Below are 25,224 nucleotides of genomic sequence, written 5' to 3'. Positions count from 1 at the left end.
AATGGCCGCTAATTAGCGGCCATTTGGTTTTATTGATCCATCAAACTTATTGATCCATCAAACTAATAGCAGAAAATAAGTACTGGCCAATTTCTGCTGTCATCCATGTTCCTTGCGAAGTCTTGGGTTCCTCACGATAAATTACCCGAATTCTCTCTTGTAGCTCAGGATCTCCCCCCGTAAACTGGTTGAACATCGCTAACCATGTTTTCGCTAATTGTTGTACTTCGGGTGAGTCTGGGGATTTATGTGCTTTTAATGCATTATATAAACCTGCGATTAATTCGGGCCACGCCTCACCTGAGGAAAAATAATGCTGCTGAACAAAAGCAAATTGCTCCGCGGTTAAATGAGGTTTAAACAGTGATAATTGGTACTCACTAAAACCCTCTGCTACATATTGGATCATTGCAACAGAAATACCTGATGAATAGGCTAACGTGTTATCCGATAAATGAATTCGATTCAATCGTGCAAAGAAATCCGGGTTGCCTCCGGTATCTCTTTCTAATGCCGTCATCCATTCATGTGCAATTTGTTGCACCTCGATAGATTGAGGTGTTGCACCTTGTTCCATCAGCTTGTTTACCGTTGCTACACGCTGTTGCCACTCTTGGTTTTTCAGCGTGTGCGCCGTATAGAGTGGCAATTGTTCCAATTCTTGAGGGGTAAAATATTTATCAAACATCGACATCATCTCCAATACAGAAAACCAATCAGCCTGAGTTAAAGTATTCCCCGTTTGCATTTGCCTGTGTAATTGCTCTAATCGATAACGTAATGTCGCCATTTGCTCCATTTGTTCCGTTAATAATGCAATTCGCTCTTGCAGCAAACTCGTCATATCTCCACTCTGGCCATCCAGTAATTCACCGATGTTTTTCAGTTTGACTCCAACCTGCCGTAGCAATTGAATTTGCGTTAAACGCTCTATGCATTGCATGTTGTAAAGCCGATAACCCGCATCGGTTCTTGCAGTTGGTACCAATAAGCCAATTTCTTCATAATGATGCAGTGTACGGATGGTTAATCCTGTTTTTTCCGCAATCTCACCAACTTGAAATAGCATAGGTTCCTCCTGTAATTGCGACCAAGGTTAGTGCCTCACGTTACGTGAGAGTCAATCTCAATTTTGCATTTTTTATTGGAATTATATTTTACCCACAATATCACCAGACAATTATTTTCTCGCTAGCGATAGTTTAAAAGTAGCCATAAAAAAGCCCCAGTAAATTGAATACTGAGGCTTACATAGGTGACTTATTAAATAATTACTTAATTAATGCATGCATTTCTTGTACAGAGATTACTGTATCTGTTGGATCTGCACTGAGCGACATCGTGGTGGCAAAGCCGCCATTTAACGTCGTGTCATAGTGAACTTTGTAACGCAATGCACTGCGACGAATTAATTTTGAGTCTTCAATAGCTTGACGACCTGCAGTGGTATTCACAATGTAATCATATTCACCATTCTTAATTCTATCTTGAATATGTGGACGACCTTCATGAACTTTGTTAACGAGGCGCGGATTAATCCCAGCCTCTCCTAACACAATCGCCGTACCGTGAGTAGCATCTAACTCAAAGCCGTGTTTTAACAGCTTAGCGGCTAAATCAACCACACGTGTTTTATCCCCTTCACGAACGGATAACAGTGCACGGCCTGATTTTTTCATCGTCGAGCTACTGCCTAACATCGCTTTAGCAAATGCTTCTGCAAATGTCCGGCCGACACCCATTACTTCACCTGTTGAGCGCATTTCAGGCCCAAGAATTGGGTCAACCCCAGGGAATTTATTAAATGGCAATACGACCTCTTTTACAGAGTAGTATGGTGGAATAACTTCTTCCGTTACTCCTTGCTGTGCCAAGGTTTGCCCTACCATCACTCGCGCTGCAACTTTCGCTAATGGCACACCTGTTGCTTTAGAGACAAAAGGCACAGTTCTTGCGGCACGTGGATTGACTTCAATTAAATAAACTTCGTTATTTTTGACGGCAAACTGCACGTTCATCAAGCCACGTACACGTAATTCGAAGGCAAGATTGCGGACTTGCTCGCGCATCACATCTTGAATTTCTTGGCTAAGTGTATATGCAGGTAGTGAACATGCAGAGTCACCAGAGTGCACACCAGCTTGCTCAATGTGCTCCATGATACCGCCAATCAGCACCATCTCACCGTCACAAATCGCATCTACGTCAACTTCAACTGCGTCGTCTAAGAAGCGATCAAGTAGCACTGGCGCATCGTTAGAAACGCTCACCGCCGTTTGGAAATAGCGACGTAAATCGATTTCATCATATACGATTTCCATTGCACGGCCACCTAACACATAGGATGGGCGAACAACCAGTGGATAACCAATAACAGCTGCTTTTTCAACTGCTTGCTCAATAGCAGTGACAGTTGCATTCTGTGGCTGCTTTAAGTTCAAGCGATTAACGGCCTGCTGGAAACGTTCACGGTCTTCTGCGCGGTCAATGGCATCTGGGCTCGTACCAATAACAGGAACACCCGCAGCTTCCAACGCTCTAGCTAATTTTAATGGTGTTTGACCACCATACTGCACAATCACACCTTTTGGCTGCTCGATGCGTACAATTTCCAGCACATCTTCAAGAGTGACAGGTTCGAAATAGAGACGGTCTGACGTGTCGTAATCGGTTGAAACAGTTTCTGGGTTACAATTCACCATAATGGTTTCATAGCCGTCTTCACGTAACGCTAGAGATGCATGTACACAGCAATAGTCAAATTCAATCCCTTGCCCAATTCGGTTTGGCCCACCGCCTAATACCATCACCTTCGGTTTAGCATTATTTGGGTTTGACTCACACTCATCTTCGTATGTGGAATACATATAAGCCGTGTCTGTTGCAAACTCTGCCGCACAGGTATCAACACGTTTATAAACGGGATGTAAATCATAGCCTTGACGTAGTTTGCGTAGTTCTGCTTCAGAAACACCGACTAAACTTGCCAGACGTGCATCTGCAAATCCTTTACGCTTAAGTACACGTAAGAAGTCCTTAGTTAGGCCATTGATGCCTAATTCAGCCACTTCTTCTTCTAAACGCACCAATTCTTCGATTTGCACTAAGAACCAGCGGTCAATATTGGTTAAATTGAAAACACCATCAACAGAAAGACCGGCACGGAACGCATCCGCGATAAACCAGATACGTTCTCCACCTGCATCTTTTAACTCACGACGGATGCGAGTTAGTGCTTCAGGGTCTTCTTGAGCCACTTTCGGGTCGAAGCCTGTTGCGCCTACTTCTAAGCCACGTAATGCTTTTTGCATTGATTCTTGGAATGTGCGACCAATAGCCATTACTTCGCCGACAGATTTCATTTGCGTTGTTAGTCGATCATTCGTGCCCGCAAATTTTTCAAAGTTAAAACGTGGAATTTTTGTCACAACATAGTCAATGGAAGGCTCAAATGATGCCGGAGTACGGCCACCAGTGATGTCATTCATTAACTCATCAAGGGTATAACCCACTGCTAATTTTGCCGCAATTTTTGCAATTGGGAAGCCCGTCGCTTTAGAAGCAAGCGCAGATGAACGCGAAACCCGTGGGTTCATTTCAATAACAATTAAGCGCCCATCTTTAGGGTTTACCGCAAATTGAACGTTAGAGCCGCCCGTTTCAACGCCGATTTCACGCAATACTGCCATCGATGCATCACGCATGATTTGGTATTCTTTATCGGTCAATGTCTGAGCCGGAGCTACGGTGATAGAATCCCCTGTGTGGATCCCCATGGCATCGAAGTTTTCAATGGAACAAACGATAATACAGTTGTCTTTTTTATCGCGGACAACTTCCATTTCGTATTCTTTCCAGCCAATTAACGATTCATCAATCAATAATTCGTTAGTAGGGGACAAATCTAAACCGCGAGTACAGATTTCTTCAAACTCTTCACGGTTATAGGCAATACCGCCACCGGTGCCTCCCATCGTAAATGATGGGCGAATAATACAGGGAAAGCCGACCGCATCTGCAACGGCATATGCCTCTTCCATATTATGTGCAATACCTGAGCGTGCAGTGCCCAAGCCGATTTTTTTCATTGCTTTATCAAAACGTTGGCGATCTTCAGCTTTATCGATTGCATCTGCCGTTGCCCCAATCATAGTGACGCCGAACTCGGCTAAAACGCCTTTACGCTCTAATTCAAGCGCACAGTTCAGTGCGGTTTGGCCACCCATGGTTGGTAATACTGCATCTGGGCGCTCTTTTTCGATGATTTTACGCACAACTTCCCAGTGAATCGGCTCGATGTAAGTTGCATCTGCCATTTCTGGGTCAGTCATTATTGTCGCAGGGTTCGAGTTAACTAAGATTACGCGGTAGCCTTCTTCACGCAGTGCTTTACATGCTTGAGCACCTGAGTAGTCAAATTCACATGCTTGGCCAATCACAATCGGGCCGGCACCTAAAATCAGAATGCTTTTTATATCAGTACGTTTTGCCATTTCTTTTGCTCCCGATTATTGTGCGTTTTGACGAGGTGTGTTCTGACGGTATTCATTAATTAATTCAATGAAATGGTCGAATAAATTTGCCGCATCATGTGGCCCTGAACTTGCTTCTGGGTGGCCTTGAAAACTGAATGCTGGTTTATCCGTACGGTGAATACCTTGCAATGTTCCATCAAACAGCGACTTGTGAGTCACTCGCAGTGTGTCGGGAAGTGTCGATTCATCCACAGCAAAACCATGGTTTTGCGCCGTGATCATCACCACATCTTTATCTAAATCTTTAACTGGATGGTTAGCACCATGATGGCCAAACTTCATTTTCATGGTATTAGCGCCACTCGCCAGGGCAAGTAACTGGTGCCCTAAACAGATACCAAATACTGGAATTTCTGTGGTTAAAAATGTTTCAATGGCCTTGATGGCGTAATCGCATGGGGCTGGGTCACCAGGGCCATTCGATAAGAAAATACCATCGGGGTTCATCGCTAATACAGTTTCTGCGGGTGTTGTTGCTGGTACCACCGTTAAACGGCAGCCACGGTCAACTAACATACGTAAAATATTGCGCTTCGCACCGAAGTCATAAGCGACAACATGTAAAGGGAGTTCATCCGCAGTTTTTGCGCCTTGCTGGCCATTTTCCAGCGTCCATGAACCTTGGGACCAGTTATAAATCTCTTTAGTGCAGACTTCTTTTGCTAAATCCAACCCATTCAAACCTGAAAAACTACGCGCTTTTTCCAATGCCAGTGCAACATCTGGGTTATCACCCGCAATGATACAACCGTTTTGAGCGCCTTTTTCTCTCAGTAAACGTGTCAATTTACGTGTATCGATATCTGCAATCGCCACCACATTATGGCGTTTTAGATATTCAGATAACCCTTCTTGCCCGCGGAAGTTACTGTATACCAATGGTAAGTCACGAATGATTAAGCCTTGAGCATGAACATTTGGAGATTCTTCGTCATCAGCATTAGTGCCGACATTACCAATATGGGGATAAGTGAGAGTAACAATTTGGCGGGAATAGGAAGGGTCTGTAATTATTTCTTGATATCCGGTCATCGACGTGTTGAAAACGACTTCTCCAACAGCAGCGCCTTCTACACCGATAGCACGCCCGTGGAATTGGGTTCCGTCTTCCAGAACCAATATAGCTGACTTAATCAAAACACCCTCCGGAGAATAATAAATCACGTTTTTTGCATATTAATTCAGATTTTGCGATCTAAATCAATGCCAAAATGAGTTTTTAAGCAAATTTTTGGCAAATTGCGCGCATTCTAATGATGAGATAGGGTCTTGTCTAGAAAAAAATGCATTTTTTTCACTTTTATCTTACTTTTTTACTCAACTACCTCACTTTTAGTTGGATGAGTAGTATAAATCATAGTAAAAATGAATTAGTAAACGGTTGCAAAGTAAGATAACTAGTTTATTGATAATAACTCAGCTAAAAGAAGGAGGGAAGGATAATTAACGAGCAAAACCGAAGATAAAAACAATGAAAAGATAAGATTATGTTGATTTGAATGCAAATAATTCAAATCAACATAAAATAAACACTTATTAATTATAATTAACTGATATATAAACAAAAAAATAAATAATAAATACTATAAATTATCAAGATTTAACACATCTTTCATATCATATAACCCACTATTTCTAGCGCAAACCCAACCTGATGCCTTAATTGCACCATTTGCAAAGGTCATGCGGCTAGAGGCTTTGTGAGTAATTTCAATTCGTTCCCCGATATCTGCAAACATGGCGGTATGTTCACCCACAATATCCCCAGCTCGGATAGTTGCAAAACCAATGGTTCCAGGTTCTCGCTCTCCGGTGTAGCCTTCACGGGTGTATACGGCACACTCTTTTAAATTTTTACCCAGCGCGCTAGCAATAGATTCCCCCATGGCTAAAGCAGTACCTGATGGCGCATCCACTTTATGGCGGTGATGAGCTTCAACAATTTCAATATCCGTGTAATTTCCCATTACTTTTGCTGCTTTTCCCAGTAATTTCAGTACCACATTGACGCCAACACTGAAATTTGCTGCAAAGACAATAGGAATAGATTTCGCAGCTTCGGCAATGGCTTGCTTCCCTTGCTCATCAAACCCTGTCGTACCAATGACCATGGCTTTTTGGTTGGCTTTACAAAATGCTAAGTAATGCAATGTGCCTTCTGGACGCGTAAAATCAATAACCACATCAAAATCATTAACAACCTGGTCAAGTGAATCAACAATGGAAATACCTAACTTACCGATACCTGCGAGTTCACCTGCATCAGTTCCGATAAATGATGATCCTTCACGCTCAATCGCTGCCCCCAATTGAATTCCATCTTGTTGTTGTGCGGCTTGGATTAGCTGGCGTCCCATACGTCCACCTGCACCAACTATTGCGACACGTACCACTGAATTTGCCATGGTTTATCCTTTTTTAATTAATGCAAATATATAAATTTGAACTGTTGTTTAGGATAAAAAGGCTATTTTTACCCACAGTTTAGAAATGATTGTGATACAGATTAACTATCCTGACTGTATTCTGCTAGCAAAAATGCAGAGTTATTAACAAAAGCGTAGAAAGCATAGAGATTATCAGTAAAAGTTTTAATTGAGAGAAAACGCGAAGGGAACAACTTGAATAAAAAGGTTAAAACAGCCGCAAAGATAGGAATGGTAAAGCGGCTGTTCCTGTAATTAAAACCAAATGATTAATTAATCTCTTTAACCTCAACTCTTAATTCTTTAGGGACTTCAAAGACGATATTTTCTTCACGCCCTTGCAACTCAACAACCGAGTCGGCTCCTAACTCTTTAAGTCGATCAATGACTTGCCTAACCAAGATGTCTGGTGCTGATGCCCCCGCAGTTAAGCCGATAATATTTTTATCTGCTAACCATTCCGTTTTAATATCTTCTGCACCATCAATTAAAAATGCAGGTTTTTGCATGCGCGAAGCTAATTCCGCTAGACGATTTGAGTTTGATGAGTTTTTAGAACCGACGACTAAAACAATATCAGCGCGTTCTGCAAGTTCTCTCGCTGCCTCTTGGCGGTTAGTCGTTGCATAGCAAATATCGTCTTTACGAGGTCCTACAATGCTTGGAAAGCGAGAAGTCAGTGCATCAATAACATCAGAGGTATCATCAACAGAAAGTGTTGTTTGTGTCATGAAAGAGAGATTATTTTCATCTTTCACTTTTAATTTCCAAACATCTTCTGGGCTCTCAACAAGATACATCCCGCCTTCAGGGTTACTATATTGGCCCATCGTGCCTTCGACTTCTGGATGCCCGGCATGCCCAATTAAAATGGCTTCTTTGCCTTTACGACTCGCTCGTGCAACTTCCATATGGACTTTCGTCACCAAAGGACAAGTGGCATCAAATAACATCGTTAGATCGCGAGAACGCGCTTCTTGGCGAATGGCTTGAGAAACGCCATGCGCAGAAAAAATCAAGATTGACCCATCCGGTACTTCTGAGATTTCTTCAATAAAGATAGCACCACGTTGACGTAAATCATCAACAACATAACGGTTATGAACCACTTCGTGACGAACGTAAATCGGAGCACCATATATTTCTAATGCCCTTTCTACGATGCTAATTGCGCGGTCTACGCCAGCACAAAATCCACGAGGGTTAGCCATTAATATTTGCATTGTGATTCTCCAATTGCGGGTCTACTTCAAGCACTTCGATATCAAAACTAATCTGCTGCTCAGCGAGAGGGTGGTTAAAATCAATAGTAATCGACTCACCTTCAATTGATTTTACTACACCTGGCATTTCACTGCCATTCATCGCGGTAAATAGCATTATCGTACCAATTTCAGGAATGCCTGTTTCTATAAAGTCACGCAATGAAAAATATTGAACTAAATCAGGATTATGTTTCCCAAAAACAGTGTCTCCGGGCAGCGAAAAACTTTTCTTTTCACCTTCATTAAGGCCAATCAATTGAGCTTCAAGTTCTGGCGATAAGGAGTCATTCCCTAAAACAAACAACGCAGGCTTTCCTTGTGCATGCGAGGAATCAGCCGTAGAGCCATCTTCCAATTTCAGTGTGAAATGCAGTAAAACAGAGCTCTGCGCCTGTATTTGAGTAGACATAAACCAAACCTATTTATCATAAAATTCAGCCCAGAAAATCTGGGCTGTGAGTTATTACATTCTAACCTAGTGCACTACCATTTTATTTGGCTTTTTCTTGCTTTGATTTATCTGGTAGGAAACCTTCTAAAATCACAAGAGCTGCACCAATACATATGGCCATATCCGCTAGGTTAAATGTCGGCCAATGCCAATTACCGACGTAAAAATCAAGGTAATCGATAACGAAGCCATGGACTAAACGGTCGCTTAAATTACCGATAGCACCACCAATAATCAATGCATATGCAATGTTAGATAGGCGTTTTTGTGCACTTTGGCGATACATCATAACCATTAAGATAACGGAGATCCCAATTGCAATACCTGCAAAGAACCAACGTTGCCATCCGCCTTCATCAGCCAAGAAACTAAATGCCGCGCCAAAATTTTGTGCATACATTATGTTAAAAAATGGCATTATCGGATGCGGTTCGTACAAATTTAGGTCACTAAGCACTAATTGCTTAATGCCTAAATCCGCAACGATGATCACAATGGTTAACCATAACCAACGCAAACCGGTAGAACAAACTGGCGTCTTCATTAAGCAAACTTACGTGTTTCGCCGTTACCGGCTACGTTAGTGACACAGCGACCACAGATTTCTGGTTGCTCGCTTGAAGAACCGATATCACTTGCATAATGCCAGCAACGTGGGCATTTTTCACCCGCTGCTTTACTGAAAGCAATTTTCAGGCCTTTCAATTCACTTTCTTGTGCATCTGCTGGAGCTGTTGCGATATCAGCGACATGGGCTTGTGATGTCAGTAAAACAAAGCGTAATTCATCACCCAAGCTTTGCAGTTTTTCGGCCAGAGCTTTATCCGCATACAATGTCACCGCAGCTTCTAATGAGCCCCCGATAAGCTTATCAGTACGCGCTTGTTCTAAGACCTTATTCACTTCACCACGAACAGCCAATAGCTCGGTCCAGAAGCTGTTGTTCATTTCATTTGATTCATCTAAACCAAACAAACCGTCATACCACTCTTCGGTAAGAACAAATTGAGCGCGTTTTCCTGGTAACTCATTCCAAATTTCATCGGAAGTGAAGGACAGAACTGGGGCCATCCAACGCACTAATGCTTCAACAATATGGAATAACGCAGTTTGGCAGCTACGACGCGCTAAACTATCACTTTTCGCCGTATACTGACGGTCTTTGATGATATCCAGATAGAATGACCCCATTTCAATGGAGCAGAAATGCATTAATCTCTGGATAACAGACAAGAAGTCATATTCATCATAGGCTTTAGCAATTTCTTGCTGAGCTTCTAACGCACGGCTCACCGCCCAACGATCTAAAACCACCATATCTTCTGGTTTCACCATGTCGGTTTCAGGATTGAAGCCACTCAGGTTAGCCAGTAAGAAACGTGCAGTATTACGAATACGGCGATATGAATCAGCAGCACGTTTTAAAATTTCATCTGAAACCGCGATTTCGCCAGTATAATCCGTTGATGCAACCCATAAACGTAAAATATCTGCACCCAGTTTATTCATTACATCTTGTGGGCTTACTGTGTTGCCTAAAGATTTAGACATTTTGCGGCCTTGGCCATCAACAGTAAAACCATGTGTCAACACTTGGCGATAAGGTGCTTTCCCTTTCATTGCTGTTGATAACATCAATGATGACATAAACCAGCCACGGTGTTGATCCGACCCTTCAAGGTACATATCCGCTGAATTACCATGGAATTCAGGACGTGCATCAACAACCGCAAAATGTGTTGAGCCTGAATCAAACCACACGTCTAAGGTATCAGGTACTTTACGATATATTTCAGCTTCATCACCCAGAAGCTCGGCAGGGTCAAGATCCCACCATGCTTGGATGCCATCCACTTCAACACGCTTAGCCACTTCTTCCATTAATTCTAATGTGCGAGGATGTAGCTCTTCAGTGTCTTTATGAACAAACAACGACATTGGGGTACCCCAAGTACGCTGACGAGAAATACACCAGTCAGGGCGGTTTTCAACCATAGACTCAATTCGTGCACGTCCCCAACCCGGGATCCATTGAACAATATCAATTTCTTTCAGAGATTGTTCACGTAAACCGTTTTTATCCATGCCGATAAACCACTGTGGCGTAGCACGGAAGATAACTGGAGTCTTATGGCGCCAGCAACATGGGTAGCTGTGTTGAATCGCTTGTTTGTACAGTAACGCACCTTTTTCGTTCAATAATTCAACGATAAGGTCATTAGCTTTAAAAATAAATACACCATCTAATGTTGGGTAAGTATTTGGTAAGAAGCAGCCATCTGGGCCCACAGGATTAGCCGTTTCTAAGCCATATTTCTGCCCGACAACATAGTCTTCAGGGCCGTGGCCTGGTGCGGTATGAACAGCCCCCGTACCTGCGTCTAATGTCACGTGATCGCCCAAAATAGCAGGAACATCAAAGCCCATAAATGGGTGCTGGAAGCGCAACAATTCTAATGCTGAACCTTCGCATTCACCAAGAACTTCCCATGCGGTGATACCCGCAGTTTTCATCACGTCTTCAACAAGGTCAGCAGCTAAAATGACTAACTCGCCATTTGCATCGACCAAGTTATATTTGAATTCAGGATTTAATGAAATTGCGCGGTTTGCTGGCAATGTCCAAGGTGTCGTTGTCCAAATAACCAGCGACGGAGTTTTGTCACTTGCCACACCAAATTTTTCGCACACGGTTTTGCCATCTGCCGCAGGGAATCGAACATAGATAGATGGCGAGGTTTTATCATAATATTCGACTTCAGCTTCCGCTAATGAAGAACCGCAAGCTGTACACCAGTGAACAGGTTTTGCCCCTTTCACTAAATGGCCGTTTGCAATAGTTTTCGCCAATGCTCGAATAATGTGAGCCTCGGTTTTAAAATCCATTGTTAGATAAGGTTTATCCCACTCACCTAAAACACCAAGACGCATGAAATCAGCTTTTTGGCCTTCAATTTGCTCTTTAGCGTATTGACGGCATTGTGCACGAAATTCAGCGGCAGAAACTTTTTCCCCTGGCTTACCGACGATTTGTTCAACTTTATGTTCAATCGGTAATCCATGGCAGTCCCAACCTGGGATGTATGGGGAATCATAACCCGCCAACCCTTTGGACTTAATAATAATATCTTTGAGAATTTTGTTAACTGAGTGACCAATATGAATACTGCCGTTAGCATACGGAGGACCATCGTGCAGAATAAAGGTTTTCTTGCCCGATTTTGCTTTACGGATTGCCTGATACAAACCTTCTTTGTACCAGCGCTCTAACATCTGTGGTTCGCGTTTAGCGAGATCGCCACGCATTGGGAACCCTGTTTCTGGTAGATTCAGGGTATTTTTATAGTCACTCATCGATTCTCAGTTCCAATTTTCCGCTAAATTATCTGATTCCTATTGCAGTAAGATACTCTCTCGCTGCAATTACATCATTAGCAATTTGCTCCTTAAGCGCTTCCAACGAAGCAAACCGCTGCTCATCACGTAATTTCTTACGTAACACTACATCGATATGACGCCCATATAAATCCATATTTGCATCAATCAGATGAACTTCTAACTGTGTTCCTTTTCCAGATACAGTCGGACGTGTGCCAATATTTGCCACACCAGGTAGAGGCTTATCACCTAAACCGTAAACTTCTACAGCATACACACCAGTAACTGGTGTGACTAAACGTTTTAACGGTAGGTTTGCTGTTGGAAAACCTATTGTTCTGCCAAGTTGATTGCCATGAACCACTCGCCCGCTAATACGATAAGAATGCCCTAATAGGCTTTCAGCTAATTCAAGATTGTTTTCTTGAATCGCTTTTCGTATCGCTGTACTGCTAATACGAAGCCCTGAATCACAGAAGCTTTCTGTATCTGCAACTTCAAAACCAAATTTATCGCCCGCTTGTTGTAAAAAAGTAAAGTCCCCCATGCGATTTTTCCCAAAGCGGAAATCATCACCTATAGCGAGATACTTTACCCCAAGCTTACTGACAAGTAAGTCAGCAACAAACTCAGCGGGTGTTAATGATGCAAAGTGCTGGTTAAATTCAACACATAAGAGGTAATCAATACCACTGTCTGCAAGATATTTAACTTTGTCTCGCAAGCGTGTCAAACGCGCAGGCGCTTTGTCACCAATAAAAAATTCAAGGGGCTGTGGCTCAAATATCATCACGACAGTTGGTAACCCTAACTGCGCTCCCTTAAGTTTCAAATTTTGAAGCAAAACCTGATGCCCACGATGGACACCATCAAAATTACCGATAGTCAGCACGCAACCATGATGGCACGCCCGGATATTCTGTATACCGCGAATTAGCTCCATAACAGGCTCAATACCGAGGAAATTGCAGGATTATACCTTGTACGACGCATAAGGTTAACCTTAGTTCGCAAAAGGTTTCATTAAACCCTATTTTTTTGATCTCTACACGATTTATTAACCACTATTTTTATGCAATTAGTGGGTTATTACGCTCCTCAAACAGAGCAATTAGATTCGAACATCAAAAACTTTGGGGTAACCAATGGATTATCAATACAACAAATTTGTTCCAAGGTCTCTAAAAATATTATATTTTTATGTTTTATACTTCAATGGTTATAACCTCGTGGTCAAAAAGAACAGAAAACAACCAGAACATGCTTGATTTTCATACTACCTACTGATTGATAAACTAAAAAATATTTTTCGCCTTAATTCTTTTTAAATTTCTGCCATCAATTACGCATTTTTTCACGCTAAGATCTGTATTCTTCTTATATTTGCTGATAGAATCTTGCACCATTCACAGCGCATGAGCATCGAAGTACACGATGTTTATTTGCACAAATCCATTGACAAATGAAGGGCGAAAGGGCATATTCCTCGACCTTTGAATTGTCCTCAATAGAATACATTTGGGAGTTGGACCTTGGCTAATATCAAATCAGCTAAGAAACGTGCCGTTCAGTCAGAGAAACGTCGCCAGCATAATGCTAGCCGTCGCTCTATGGTACGTACTTTTATCAAGAAAGTTTACCTTGCTATCGCTGCAGGCGATAAAGAAGCTGCTCAGAAAGCATTCAATGACATGCAACCTATTGTTGATCGCCATGCTACTAAAGGCCTGATCCACAAAAATAAAGCAGCACGTCATAAAGCTAACTTAGTTGCTCAAATCAAAGCAATGTAATTTTGCTTCTTGATTAGCTTAAAAAACCGGCTTATGCCGGTTTTTTATTTATCGCTATTTTTTATCTAAGCTATCAAGCGGAACTGAAAATAAATCTGAAAAATCTTTATTACACACTCGCTGTACTGCTGGGTGCTGGATCATTCTCTCTGCAAAAATAACGTAGTATTCTTCTTTTACGCTCTCTAAACGGCCTAACTCTACAATGTCTTCACCACCTAGAAGATCAGGTGTATACTGCGATGGAGCAACAAAAATCGCATTATAATGCATACCAAATGCTTTCATAAGCGCTGCATCATCAAACTCACCTAACACTTCAACTTGCAGATTTTTATTTCGTATCCAAGCTAAGATATGCCTACCTAACAAATATCGCCGCCCAGGAATTAATAAACGACGTTCCTCTAAACATTCAGGGAATGGTTTTTTAGGGATTGGCTGACGACAAAAGAAACTCATATTACACTCGCCCAATTTCACCGAAAACAAGCCTTCTTGCTGCGATGAGTCAACTGGGCAGTCAGACAAAATCATGTCCAATTTATGTTGGCTGAGCTGCTCTAATAGCAATTCATGTGTTGATTCAAAACAACGCAAATGAATTTGTTCATGCTCTACAACTGTAGTTTCTAATATTTTACTAACTAACTGTTTTGATAGCGTATCCGCAACCCCGACGTCAAACAGTAAATTAGATTCGCGGCTGTAATTAACGATATCTAGCATTTCTTGGCTAAGCATAAACATTTTATCTGCATAGCGAAAAATTAATTGCCCAAGCTCAGATGGCACCAAACCTCGCCCCTGCCTTTTGAATAATTTTCCACCTAATCGTTCTTCCAATGCTTTTATTTGCCCTGTAATTGTCTGAGGAGTCAGGTAAAGCGCTTCTGCTGCTCCGACGACAGAGCCTTCTTTACATACATGCCAGAAGTAGTAAAGATGGTTAAAATTAAGATGTGAAACCCGCATATCGATTCCTTTTGTACCGTCACTAGCTAGAAAAACCACTATTGACCATACACATTTACCCGCAGCTCATATTTCTCAGAGCCTTTAAAATGAATACCGTAGTGTATTTATAAACACACTACGGTATATCATAGATTATTAGTTCGGAAATTCTTACTAATAATTTGCAAAATTAAATATTGAGCTGGTACTAAGTTAGTCTTTTTGTTTCGGTAACACGACTCTTAACATAAAGTAACCTAAAAATGCAGCTAACGTAGAACCAAGCAAAATACCTAGACGTGAATAGGTACTATACACCTCATCAAGCCCATCAAATGCGAGGCCGGTTATAAAAATAGACATAGTAAAACCGATCCCACACAATACAGAAACGGCAAAAACCTGTTTTAAGTTAATCGACTCAGGCAACTTTGCAAACCCAAGTTTTACCGAAACCCAACTAAATAGAAAAATTCCGATAGGCTTACCAAAAATTAGCCCTGCAGCGACACCTAATGGCAGTGGGCTTAATAAACCTTCTAATGTTACACCTTGAAACTGTACACCCGAATTAGCAAACGCAAAAATAGGTAGAATTAAGTAAACAACCCATGGGTGTAAGACGTGTTCCAATTCTTCTGAAGGCTTGGTCTGGTTAGTACCATGTAAAGGAATCAAGAAGCCAACAATGACCCCTGCTAGTGTGGCATGAACCCCAGATTTCAAAATACACACCCATAATATTAACCCAATAACTAAGTAAGCCGCTGTATTCTCTACTCTACGCCAATTCATCATACAGAGAATGGCGATGCACAGTGCTGAAAGCCCCAATGCAACCAAAGAAACAGAACTTGTGTAGAAAAAAGCAATAATTACGATAACACCAAGGTCATCAATAATAGCCAATGCTAATAAGAATACCTTAAGTTCTGTTGGAACCCGCTTACCTAATAGAGCCATCACCCCCAAAGCAAACGCAATATCTGTCGCTGCAGGTATCGCCCAACCTTGCTGAGTAACTGCATCTCCCCCATTAAATAACAGGTAAATTAGTGCAGGGGCAATCATTCCCCCTAATGCTGCAATTGCTGGAAATATCGCTTTATCACGCCCGGCAAGAGATCCTTCTAATAATTCACGTTTTACTTCAAGGCCGACCACCAAAAAGAAAATCGCCATTAAGAAGTCATTAATCCATAATATCAGAGGTTTATCTAAACCAAACTCTGATATTTTAATTGATACAGGAATATCTAAAAATTGCTGATAAGCCCCTTGTAATGGCGAATTAGCCATCATTAAAGCGACTATGGCAGCAATAATCAGGAGTAAGCCCCCTGCTGCTTCTAACCTTAGAAATTTACGAATAATTGCTGTCATATAGTTAACCCCAATATATTTTTGAATGTTAATACTATGCTAATCATTAATTCGTAAAAAGTCGTTTATTCATCACCAACAAATCGAAATTACCGATCAATTTAAGTTAAGCATCACAGTGAATGATAAAGAAACGTTAATTTCACTATAGACAACTTTTATAAAAACAAATAACAAATTTTGTTAAAAATGGGCTTTATAATTTCAATTTTTTATTACAATACCCAAGCTATATTTTTCAACTATCACAAAATAATTTTTTAACTTCTGCTTTCGATATCTTTCGTGAAGATTTTAAATGTGGGAGACTACTTGCAAGATATTTGCAAAGCGCTTCGCAAATAAAATGCGATTAGATTGCCAATAAAAAACTCAAGATTACAATTTACTAATGACAACTCACGTACTATGTGCCGTGCTTTTTGCTGCTTTTTGCCATGCAAGCTGGAACGCCATTGTTAAATTTGGCAATGACCGCTTTTTCGGTCTAGTCATGATTTCTGTTTTTTCTGGCATCTTAACGCTACCAGCAATATTCTGGTTAGGCCTACCATCACCAGAAGCTATCCATTGGCTAGCTTTATCGGTATTATTTCATATTGGCTATACCTTTTTTTTAAGTCAGGCTTATACACATGGCGATTTAAGCCAGATATACCCCATATCACGTGGGTCTGCACCATTAATGACTGCACTACTCGGCGCTTTGCTATTTAGTGAGCTAATTCCATTAATGGGCCTTATTGGTGTTTTATTTATCATTAGTGGCGTAGTGCTCATTGCCTTTGCAGGAAAAAAATTCACCTTAAATATCAAAGGAAAAGCACTGGCTTTTGCCATATCAACTGCCTTTTTTACTGCCTGTTATACCTTATCTGATGGCTATGGTGCTAGAGCAAGTGAAGACCCCGTAGTTTATACACTTTGGTTATTTCTATTGAATGGGATTGTGTTAGCTGTACCTGGCTTTATCAAATATCGTGGTACCCTAATTGTTGGAATTCAACAATACTGGCGCTCTGGGTTACTAGGTGGGTTAATGCAACTCATTAGCTATGGTATTGCTATATGGGCGATGAGCCAAGCCCCCATTGTCATGGTCGCTGCAATTAGAGAAACTAGTGTACTATTCGCTATGTTCCTATCCATTGCTTTTCTTAAAGAAAAATTCAACGTCATGCGAGTCGTTGCCTGTGTTGTTATTGTTTTTGGTGTTTTATTAGCAAAATTAAGTCATTAATAAAATTATTATTATTTGAATGTTCGGTTACCAAGCAATAAATTTAGTTTTATTAAAAACAGTATTATTTCTTTTTATTTACCTATAGTTTTTATATTTTCTCACCAGATATGAGGCCAAAATGTCACTTTTAAAATCTTTACTGGCTATTTCCATTATTAGTACTTCTTTTTCTAGCTTTGCTGCTACACCTGCTGACATCATAATTGTAGATGGCACTATCTTAACAATGGATTCTCAAAAGCAGGTTATTGACCATGGTACGGTTGTCATCAAAGGCAATAAAATTATTGCTGTTGGTGGTCCTGAGCTTGCTCAACGTTATCAAGCACCTAATGTACTAAATGTTGATGGTGATATTGTCATGCCAGGGCTAATTAACACGCATACACATGCATCTATGACCGTATTTCGTTCCTTAGCCGATGATGTTCCAGACCGTTTACATCGTTATATCTTCCCATTAGAAAATAAAATGGTCTCCCGTGAAATGGTACGAGTTGGGGCAAACCTTGCTAATGTTGAAATGATTAAAGGGGGTGTCACAACTTACGTTGATATGTATTATTTTGAAGATGAAGTGGCTAAAACCGTTGATAAGATTGGGTTAAGGGCAGTTCTTGGCGAATCTGTGATTCAATTTCCTGTCGCTGATGCGAAAAATGCGGATGAAGGCATCAATTATGCTGTAAACTTTATCAATCAATACAAAGATCATCCACGTATTACCCCCGCTTTTGCTCCTCATGCACCTTACACTAATACAACAGAACATTTGCAGAAAATAGCAAAATTATCTCAAGAACTTGATGTTCCCGTGATGATCCATCTTGCAGAAACAGATCGTGAGCAAGAAGAAATCGCCAAACGCACTGGTGGCAAAAGCCCGGTACAATATATGGCAGACATAGGTGCACTGAACAATAAAGTAATAGCTGCCCATGCCATTATGGTTGATGAAAAAGATATAGATTTGCTCAAACAATATGATGTCGGTGTTGCACATAATATCAGTGCGAATACTAAGTCCGCTAAGGGTGTTGCCCCTGTGACAACCATGCTTGAAAAAGGGATCCGTGTTGGCTTGGGAACTGATGGACCAATGTCGAGTAATACGTTGACGACGTTAAATGAGTTGAATTTAGTGGGTAAGATTCACAAACTAGCAAATAAAGATAGAGCAGCGATGCCACCAATCACTGTTGTTGATATGGCAACAATGGGCTCTGCTCGTGTATTACACATGGAAGATAAACTGGGCTCTCTCGAACCAGGGAAATTAGCTGATATTATTGTTATTGATACTAAATCACCTAATATGGTTCCTATGTATAGCCCATATGCTGCGCTGGTATATGGGGCTAATGGAGCCAATGTTCGTCATACCATAGTTGATGGCAACGTATTGATGAAAGACCGTAAAATACTGACTGCGGATGAAAATTCAATCATCAAAGAAGCTCAAGATTTTGCCAATAAAGTCCGAGAAACTGTGGTTGCTAGCGGTGAAGTTGTAAAATAAGATAAAAAAATGGCTGACTTGGCAATATGCTCAGTCAGCCATTCTAACTTTACCAACTATTAACTAATTATTTATTAGTTAAATCATCAAAGAATTTCTTCACACCATCTAAAAAGCTTTTAGAGCGCGGGCTGTTCTTCTCACCGCTCTTTCCACCTAATGATTCACCAAATTCTTTGAGTAACTCTTTTTGTTTCTCATTGAGTTTAACAGGGGTTTCAACAACGATGTGGCACATTAAATCACCTTGCAGGCCACCACGTACCGATTTCACACCTTTTCCTTTCATACGGAAAATTTTACCGGTTTGAGTTTCTGCTGGGATTTTCAGTTTTACACGCCCATCAAGGGTTGGCACTTCAATTTCGCCACCCAGTGCTGCATCAGCAAAGTTAATCGGCACCTCACAGTGCAGGTTATTACCATCACGCTCAAAAATATTATGAGGCAATACATGAACCTGAACAAATAAGTCTCCTGCTGGTGCTCCGTTTTCTCCGGCTTCACCTTCCCCTGACAAACGAACACGGTCACCCGTATCGACACCCGCTGGAATTTTAACTGACAGTGTTTTATATCTTTCAACACGGCCATGACCATGACATTTGTTGCATGGATCTTTGATAACTTTACCGCGACCATGGCAAGTTGGACAAGGTTGCTGTACAGAGAAAAAGCCTTGGCGCATATGGACTTGGCCCATACCGTGACAGGTTGAGCACGTATCCGCACTGGTTCCCGGTTTCGCACCATTACCATGACAAACGTCACAGGTTTCTAAGGTCGGAATACGGATTTCTTTGGTCACTCCACGGACAGCCTCTTCAAGAGTCAGTTCCATGTTGTACTGTAGGTCAGAACCACGGCTTGGGCGCTGCTGTCTGCGGCCACCTCCAAAAATATCACCGAAGACGTCACCAAAGATATCACTAAAGTCAGCGCCACCACCAAAGCCGCCGCCTCCGCCCATTCCGCCTTGCTCAAACGCTGCATGACCATATTGGTCATAAGCGGCGCGTTTTTGCTCGTCAGAAAGAACTTCGTAAGCTTCTTTAATTTCTTTAAATTTACCTTCTGATTCTTTATCCCCCTGATTACGGTCGGGGTGATGCTTCATCGCTAAGCGCTTATAAGCTCGCTTAATATCTTTATCTGAAGCATTTCTTTCGAGGCCTAGCACCTCATAAAAATCTCTTTTCGCCATTCTATTTACCCTTAACATGCGGAACGGGCGTAGAGTTCCCTCGACGCCCGTATCCGGTATCAGTAACCATTAACTAGCATTTGCTACAGCTACTGCGCCCGCTAAGGGCATTATTTTTTATCTTTGTCGTTAACTTCTTCGAATTCAGCATCAACAACGTCATCATCTTTCTTCGCTTCTGCGCCAGCAGCACCACCCGCTTGCGCTTGAGCTTGTTGCTGTGCGATTTCCAAAAGTTTTGCAGATGCAGTGACTAAAGCTTGGATTTTCGCTTCAATATCCGCTTTATCTTCACCTTTTGCTGCCGCTTCTAATTCAGAAGTTGCTTTTTCAATATTCGCTTTATCTTCAGCTGGTAATTTATCACCGGCTTCTTCAATTTGTTTACGAGTACCGTGAACTAATTGGTCAGCTTGGTTACGAACCTGAACTAACTCTTCAAATTTACGGTCAGCTTCAGCGTTTGCTTCTGCGTCACGTACCATTTTTTCGATTTCCTCGTCATTCAGACCTGAAGAAGCCTTAATGGTGATGTTTTGCTCACGTCCGCTATTTTTATCTTTCGCAGAAACATGCAAGATACCATCAGCATCGATATCAAAAGTCACTTCAATTTGTGGCATACCGCGTGGGGCAGGTTGAATACCATCTAAGTTAAACTGACCCAGTGATTTGTTATCACTTGCACGTTTACGCTCACCTTGCAGAACATGGATAGTTACCGCTGCTTGGTTATCTTCCGCTGTTGAGAATACTTGGCTATGTTTCGTTGGGATAGTGGTGTTCTTCGAGATTAACGAAGTCATCACACCACCCATGGTTTCGATACCTAAAGACAGAGGCGTTACGTCAAGTAACAGAACGTCTTTAACATCACCCGCTAAAACACCACCTTGTACTGCCGCACCCATTGCAACTGCTTCGTCAGGGTTCACGTCTTTACGTGGTTCTTTACCAAAGAAATCAGCAACAACTTTTTGAACCATTGGCATACGTGTTTGGCCACCAACTAAAATAACGTCGTTGATTTCGCTCACGCTTAAGCCCGCGTCTTGCAGAGCAACTTTAACTGGCTCCATAGAACGCTTAACTAAATCTTCTACCAGTGACTCTAATTTCGCACGAGTCACTTTAATATTCATATGTTTAGGACCTGTTGCATCCGCTGTAATGTACGGCAGGTTAACGTCTGTTTGTTGTGCAGAAGACAGCTCAATTTTTGCTTTTTCTGCAGCTTCTTTCAGACGTTGCATCGCTAACGGGTCGTTACGTAGGTCAACACCTTGTTCTTTCTTAAACTCTTCAACTAAGTAGTTGATTAAACGAGTATCGAAGTCTTCACCACCTAAGTGAGTATCACCATTGGTTGCCAAAACTTCATAGGTTTTTTCGCCATCAACTTCATCAATTTCGATGATTGATAAGTCAAATGTACCACCACCTAAGTCATAAACCGCAATAGTACGGTTACCCACTTCTCTATCTAAACCATATGCTAATGCCGCAGCTGTTGGTTCGTTAATGATACGTTTTACTTCTAAACCAGCGATACGACCAGCATCTTTAGTCGCTTGACGCTGAGCATCGTTAAAGTAAGCAGGTACAGTAATAACTGCTTCTGTTACAGGCTCACCTAAATAGTCTTCAGCTGTTTTCTTCATTTTTTTCAGAACTTCAGCTGAAACTTGTGGCGGAGCCATTTTTTGGCCTTTCACATCTAACCAAGCATCGCCGTTATCAGCCGCAATGATTTTATATGGCATGATAGAAACGTCGCGCTGAACTTCTTCGTCTTGGAAACGACGACCAATTAAACGCTTGATTGCAAATAAAGTATTTTCTGGGTTAGTCACAGCCTGACGTTTTGCTGGCTGACCAACTAAAATTTCACCATCTTGAGTGTACGCAATGATGGAAGGAGTCGTTCTATCACCTTCGCTGTTCTCCAGAACACGAGCTGTAGTACCATCCATAATTGCAACGCATGAGTTAGTTGTACCCAAGTCGATACCAATGATTTTACCCATCTAAAACGCCTCCAAAGGAATTCTTTTCACTATGATTTGATATCAATCTATATGAGGCTCAATATTTCATTTTCAAGGGAGTTTTCACTCTGAGCCTAAATTATTTTTCAATACGCAATAATTTGGATTGATATCAGTTGATGCTTTTAAGATGGGGTCACAAATTCATTCATCAAGGGGGAGAATCAAAAAAATTTGCATTTATTGCAAAAAAACCTGTCTTGTGATCATGGTTTAAACAATTAAAACTGCGTATGATGCGCCGCCGCTGTCACTTTGGCAAAACTTTTTGTTTTTTTATCTATTTGAATTTTTTATATTTTACCAGAGGTTATATGCAGTCTAGCTCTCTTGCAAATCCAGGCCCACTTGGTTTACTAGGCTTTGGTATGACAACCATCCTGCTAAACATTCATAACGCAGGTTTTTTCCCTCTTTCATCCGTTATTTTAAGTATGGGCATTTTTTATGGTGGTATTGCTCAATTTATTGCGGGCCTGATTGAATACAAAAAAGGCAATACATTCGGTGCAACCGCATTTACTTCTTACGGGATGTTTTGGATTGCATTAGTTGGTCTATTATTTTTACCTTCAATGGGATTAGCTGAAGCAACTTCACCTGAGTTTTTAGGTGTTTTCCTCGCTATTTGGGGAATTTTTACCTTTTTCATGTTCTTGGGAACATTCAAAGCTAATTTTGTTTTGCAATTTGTCTTTGGTAGCTTAACTGTATTATTCGCTTTATTAGCGATTGGTAATATTACGGGAAATTCGGCATTACTAAAATTTGCAGGTTTTGAAGGAATTATCTGCGGTGCTAGCGCATTTTATTTAGCGGTTGCGGAAATATTAAATGAGCAATATGGCAAAACGGTATTACCGATTGGTCAACGCAGTTAAGTTTGACTAACGTATGTGATTTTATGCATTAAATATTATTAATCAGGTGAGTCAATGCTCACCTGATGATATTGAAATACTACTCAGAACGAATTGCTGATTTAGGTCTAAATGCCTTCACAACCGTAGAGTCTGTTTCCACATATGGGCCATCAAGCAATTGAATACAATAAGGAACACTGGCGAAAATACCAGAAACGACTACATTCCCTTCTTTGTCCTTTAAGCCTTCCAAAGTTTCCGCAATTGCTTTAGGCTGCCCTGGTAAATTTAAAATCAGAGCCTGATTGCGTATTACTCCAACTTGGCGTGATAATATCGCAGTAGGCACGAACTTTAGGCTAATTTGCCGCATTTGTTCGCCAAACCCTGGCATCTCACGGTCTGCAATCGCGAGAGTTGCGTCAGGAGTGACATCGCGACGAGCGGGTCCTGTGCCCCCGGTAGTTAGGACTAAATGGCAAGCAAATTCATCCACCAGCTCACATAATGTTTGCTCTATCATGATTTGCTCATCAGGGATCAGACGAGTTTCGATGCGAAAAGGTGTTGTCAGCGTTTTCGCTAACCACTCCTCTAATGCAGGAATGCCTTTATCTTCATAAATACCGCTCGAAGCACGATCAGAAACAGAAACCAGACCTATGCGCAATTCATCCATACAAACCTCAAAGAAATTATTCAACCAAAAACTGTTCACTTAAGAATAAACAGGAGCGATATCATACCATGATGAACGACTGCATACAGTTCCAAGGTATTTTTATCTTCAAATTGAGAACTAACTCAATGAAAAATGGATATAAAAAAACCCAACCAACCGGCTGGGTTTTAAAGAAAAAACGAAATAAATTACAGTAAATCTGCAATCATTTTTTCCAGTTTCTCTTGGTCTACTGCAAACTTACGAATACCGTCAGACAGTTTATCAACCGCCATTGGGTCTTGATTGTGCTGCCAGTAGAACTCTGCTTCCGTCAATTTAGCGCCTGGCTCTTGAGTTTTACCTGAATCTGTCAGTTTACGTACTAATTCACCTTGTGATTCTGACAGCTCTTTCAATAATCCTGGAGAGATAGTTAAGCGGTCACAACCGGCTAATTCAATGATTTCACCCACATTACGGAAGCTTGCGCCCATTACCACAGTTTTATAACCGTGAGCTTTGTAGTAGTTGTAGATTTCAGTAACAGAAACCACACCTGGATCTTCATGTGGCGCGAATTCTTTCTTATCTGTATTCGCTTTGTACCAGTCAAGAATACGACCCACAAATGGAGAGATCAGGTATACACCCGCTTCCGCACAAGCACGTGCTTGAGCAAAAGAGAATAATAAAGTCAGGTTACAGTTAATGCCTTCTTTTTCCAGTTTCTCTGCAGCACGGATACCCTGCCAAGTCGAAGCCAGTTTAATCAGAATACGGTCATTACTGATGCCTGCATCGTTGTACATTTTGATTAAGTGACGCGCTTTAGCAATACAAGCTTCTTCATCATAAGAAAGGCGCGCATCAACTTCAGTAGAAATACGACCCGGAACTAATTTCAGAATTTCCAGACCGATATTAACAGCCAGCTTGTCACAAGCATCAACAATTTGTTGCTCGCGATTATTGCTTTGCTTACGTGCCCATTCTACCGCTTCATCAATTAATTTACGGTACTCAGGAATTTGTGCAGCATTTAAGATCAGCGATGGATTTGTGGTCGCGTCTTGTGGCTTGTAAAGCTTCATTGCTTCGATGTCGCCAGTATCAGCAACAACAGTTGTCAGACTACGTAATGAGGTTAGTTTATCGGTCATTTCTTTAATCTCGTTGTTATACCCGTCATATTCCAAGTTGTAGCAGTGTTGGCTACCTACAATTCTTGCGACTCTTGTGGTGTAGGCTAACAAACTGCAACTTGAATTACTTTGCGTATTATAAAGGAATTGTGGCTATCGCCGCACCGTCTACAGATAATATCATGCATCCATATTGCTGCAAGCAAGTAAATCTAGTCAAAAGCAACTATTTGATTGGCAATCGATTTCGCTAGCCAATTAGAAACTGAATCCTTTTAGCAAGTTATATTGTGCTCTTATCGTAATAAAGAATAATATTGGTTTGGCTTATCGTATCAATTAGCCAATTAGGC

Annotated in this window: 19 protein-coding genes; 4 read left to right on the top strand and 15 right to left on the bottom strand. The window is 41.3% G+C overall.

What is annotated here, in order from left to right; translation table 11 throughout:
* Positions 1 to 46: 46 nt before the first annotated feature.
* From PSE72_RS17960 to ribF, 9 genes are all read right to left on the bottom strand, one after another.
* Entirely contained in the window at positions 47 to 1,069 is a 1,023-nt protein-coding gene (locus tag PSE72_RS17960) for a MerR family transcriptional regulator (RefSeq protein ID WP_196723293.1), read from the bottom strand.
* A gap of 202 nt (positions 1,070 to 1,271) precedes the next feature.
* Positions 1,272 to 4,493, bottom strand: a complete 3,222-nt coding sequence (carB, locus tag PSE72_RS17955) for a carbamoyl-phosphate synthase large subunit (RefSeq protein WP_109911863.1) — start codon at positions 4,491 to 4,493, stop codon at positions 1,272 to 1,274.
* Positions 4,494 to 4,508: 15 nt separating this feature from the next.
* Positions 4,509 to 5,672 carry a glutamine-hydrolyzing carbamoyl-phosphate synthase small subunit gene (gene carA, locus PSE72_RS17950; protein WP_217007891.1) on the bottom strand — a complete coding sequence of 388 codons (1,164 nt, stop codon included), beginning with the start codon at positions 5,670 to 5,672 and terminating at the stop codon, positions 4,509 to 4,511.
* Between the two features lie 446 nt (positions 5,673 to 6,118).
* On the bottom strand, positions 6,119 to 6,940 hold the full coding sequence (gene dapB, locus PSE72_RS17945) for a 4-hydroxy-tetrahydrodipicolinate reductase (RefSeq protein ID WP_272691044.1): 822 nt from the start codon (positions 6,938 to 6,940) through the stop codon (positions 6,119 to 6,121).
* Positions 6,941 to 7,230: 290 nt separating this feature from the next.
* Entirely contained in the window at positions 7,231 to 8,184 is a 954-nt protein-coding gene (gene ispH / locus PSE72_RS17940) for a 4-hydroxy-3-methylbut-2-enyl diphosphate reductase (protein WP_004914678.1), read from the bottom strand.
* Positions 8,165 to 8,635 carry an FKBP-type peptidyl-prolyl cis-trans isomerase gene (gene fkpB / locus PSE72_RS17935; protein WP_004905629.1) on the bottom strand — a complete coding sequence of 157 codons (471 nt, stop codon included), beginning with the start codon at positions 8,633 to 8,635 and terminating at the stop codon, positions 8,165 to 8,167. Before fkpB ends, ispH begins: the two co-directional genes overlap by 20 nt.
* 82 nt (positions 8,636 to 8,717) lie before the next feature.
* Entirely contained in the window at positions 8,718 to 9,221 is a 504-nt protein-coding gene (gene lspA, locus PSE72_RS17930; protein WP_109911860.1) for a signal peptidase II, read from the bottom strand.
* Positions 9,221 to 12,031, bottom strand: coding sequence for an isoleucine--tRNA ligase (gene ileS / locus PSE72_RS17925; protein WP_115166617.1), 2,811 nt, complete (start codon positions 12,029 to 12,031; stop codon positions 9,221 to 9,223). The genes lspA and ileS overlap by 1 nt, the downstream gene beginning before the upstream one ends.
* 28 nt (positions 12,032 to 12,059) lie before the next feature.
* Positions 12,060 to 12,998, bottom strand: coding sequence for a bifunctional riboflavin kinase/FAD synthetase (ribF, locus tag PSE72_RS17920; RefSeq protein ID WP_004914685.1), 939 nt, complete (start codon positions 12,996 to 12,998; stop codon positions 12,060 to 12,062).
* Positions 12,999 to 13,587: 589 nt separating this feature from the next.
* Here ribF and rpsT point away from each other — a divergent pair.
* A complete protein-coding gene (rpsT, locus tag PSE72_RS17915) occupies positions 13,588 to 13,848 on the top strand; it encodes a 30S ribosomal protein S20 (RefSeq protein ID WP_004914688.1) in 261 nt (86 codons plus the stop codon).
* Positions 13,849 to 13,902: 54 nt separating this feature from the next.
* Here rpsT and nhaR read toward each other — a convergent pair whose 3' ends face one another.
* Positions 13,903 to 14,823, bottom strand: coding sequence for a transcriptional activator NhaR (gene nhaR, locus PSE72_RS17910; protein WP_004914690.1), 921 nt, complete (start codon positions 14,821 to 14,823; stop codon positions 13,903 to 13,905).
* A gap of 195 nt (positions 14,824 to 15,018) precedes the next feature.
* Positions 15,019 to 16,188 carry a Na+/H+ antiporter NhaA gene (nhaA, locus tag PSE72_RS17905; RefSeq protein WP_115166616.1) on the bottom strand — a complete coding sequence of 390 codons (1,170 nt, stop codon included), beginning with the start codon at positions 16,186 to 16,188 and terminating at the stop codon, positions 15,019 to 15,021.
* A 391-nt stretch (positions 16,189 to 16,579) separates the two neighbouring features.
* On the opposite strand from nhaA, the gene PSE72_RS17900 reads away from it, so the two are divergent.
* Together PSE72_RS17900 and PSE72_RS17895 are read left to right on the top strand one after the other, a co-directional pair.
* Positions 16,580 to 17,428 carry an EamA family transporter gene (locus PSE72_RS17900; protein WP_115166615.1) on the top strand — a complete coding sequence of 283 codons (849 nt, stop codon included), beginning with the start codon at positions 16,580 to 16,582 and terminating at the stop codon, positions 17,426 to 17,428.
* Positions 17,429 to 17,549: 121 nt separating this feature from the next.
* Positions 17,550 to 18,950 carry an amidohydrolase gene (locus tag PSE72_RS17895; RefSeq protein WP_115166614.1) on the top strand — a complete coding sequence of 467 codons (1,401 nt, stop codon included), beginning with the start codon at positions 17,550 to 17,552 and terminating at the stop codon, positions 18,948 to 18,950.
* A 67-nt stretch (positions 18,951 to 19,017) separates the two neighbouring features.
* On the opposite strand, the gene dnaJ is transcribed toward PSE72_RS17895, so the two are convergent.
* Together dnaJ and dnaK are read right to left on the bottom strand one after the other, a co-directional pair.
* Positions 19,018 to 20,154, bottom strand: coding sequence for a molecular chaperone DnaJ (gene dnaJ, locus PSE72_RS17890; protein ID WP_109911858.1), 1,137 nt, complete (start codon positions 20,152 to 20,154; stop codon positions 19,018 to 19,020).
* Between the two features lie 110 nt (positions 20,155 to 20,264).
* Positions 20,265 to 22,181, bottom strand: coding sequence for a molecular chaperone DnaK (gene dnaK, locus PSE72_RS17885; protein WP_004914699.1), 1,917 nt, complete (start codon positions 22,179 to 22,181; stop codon positions 20,265 to 20,267).
* A 335-nt stretch (positions 22,182 to 22,516) separates the two neighbouring features.
* Between dnaK and satP the strand changes: the two genes are divergently transcribed.
* Positions 22,517 to 23,083 carry an acetate uptake transporter gene (gene satP / locus PSE72_RS17880; protein ID WP_115168251.1) on the top strand — a complete coding sequence of 189 codons (567 nt, stop codon included), beginning with the start codon at positions 22,517 to 22,519 and terminating at the stop codon, positions 23,081 to 23,083.
* A gap of 79 nt (positions 23,084 to 23,162) precedes the next feature.
* Here satP and mog read toward each other — a convergent pair whose 3' ends face one another.
* Together mog and tal are read right to left on the bottom strand one after the other, a co-directional pair.
* Positions 23,163 to 23,744, bottom strand: a complete 582-nt coding sequence (gene mog / locus PSE72_RS17875) for a molybdopterin adenylyltransferase (protein ID WP_115166613.1) — start codon at positions 23,742 to 23,744, stop codon at positions 23,163 to 23,165.
* A 191-nt stretch (positions 23,745 to 23,935) separates the two neighbouring features.
* Positions 23,936 to 24,889, bottom strand: coding sequence for a transaldolase (gene tal, locus PSE72_RS17870; RefSeq protein WP_004914703.1), 954 nt, complete (start codon positions 24,887 to 24,889; stop codon positions 23,936 to 23,938).
* Between the last annotated feature and the right edge of the window lie 335 nt (positions 24,890 to 25,224).

The organism is Providencia sp. PROV116 (assembly GCF_028482485.1).
Taxonomy (GTDB): domain Bacteria; phylum Pseudomonadota; class Gammaproteobacteria; order Enterobacterales; family Enterobacteriaceae; genus Providencia; species Providencia rettgeri.
This window is presented reverse-complemented; position numbering and strand designations above follow the sequence as displayed.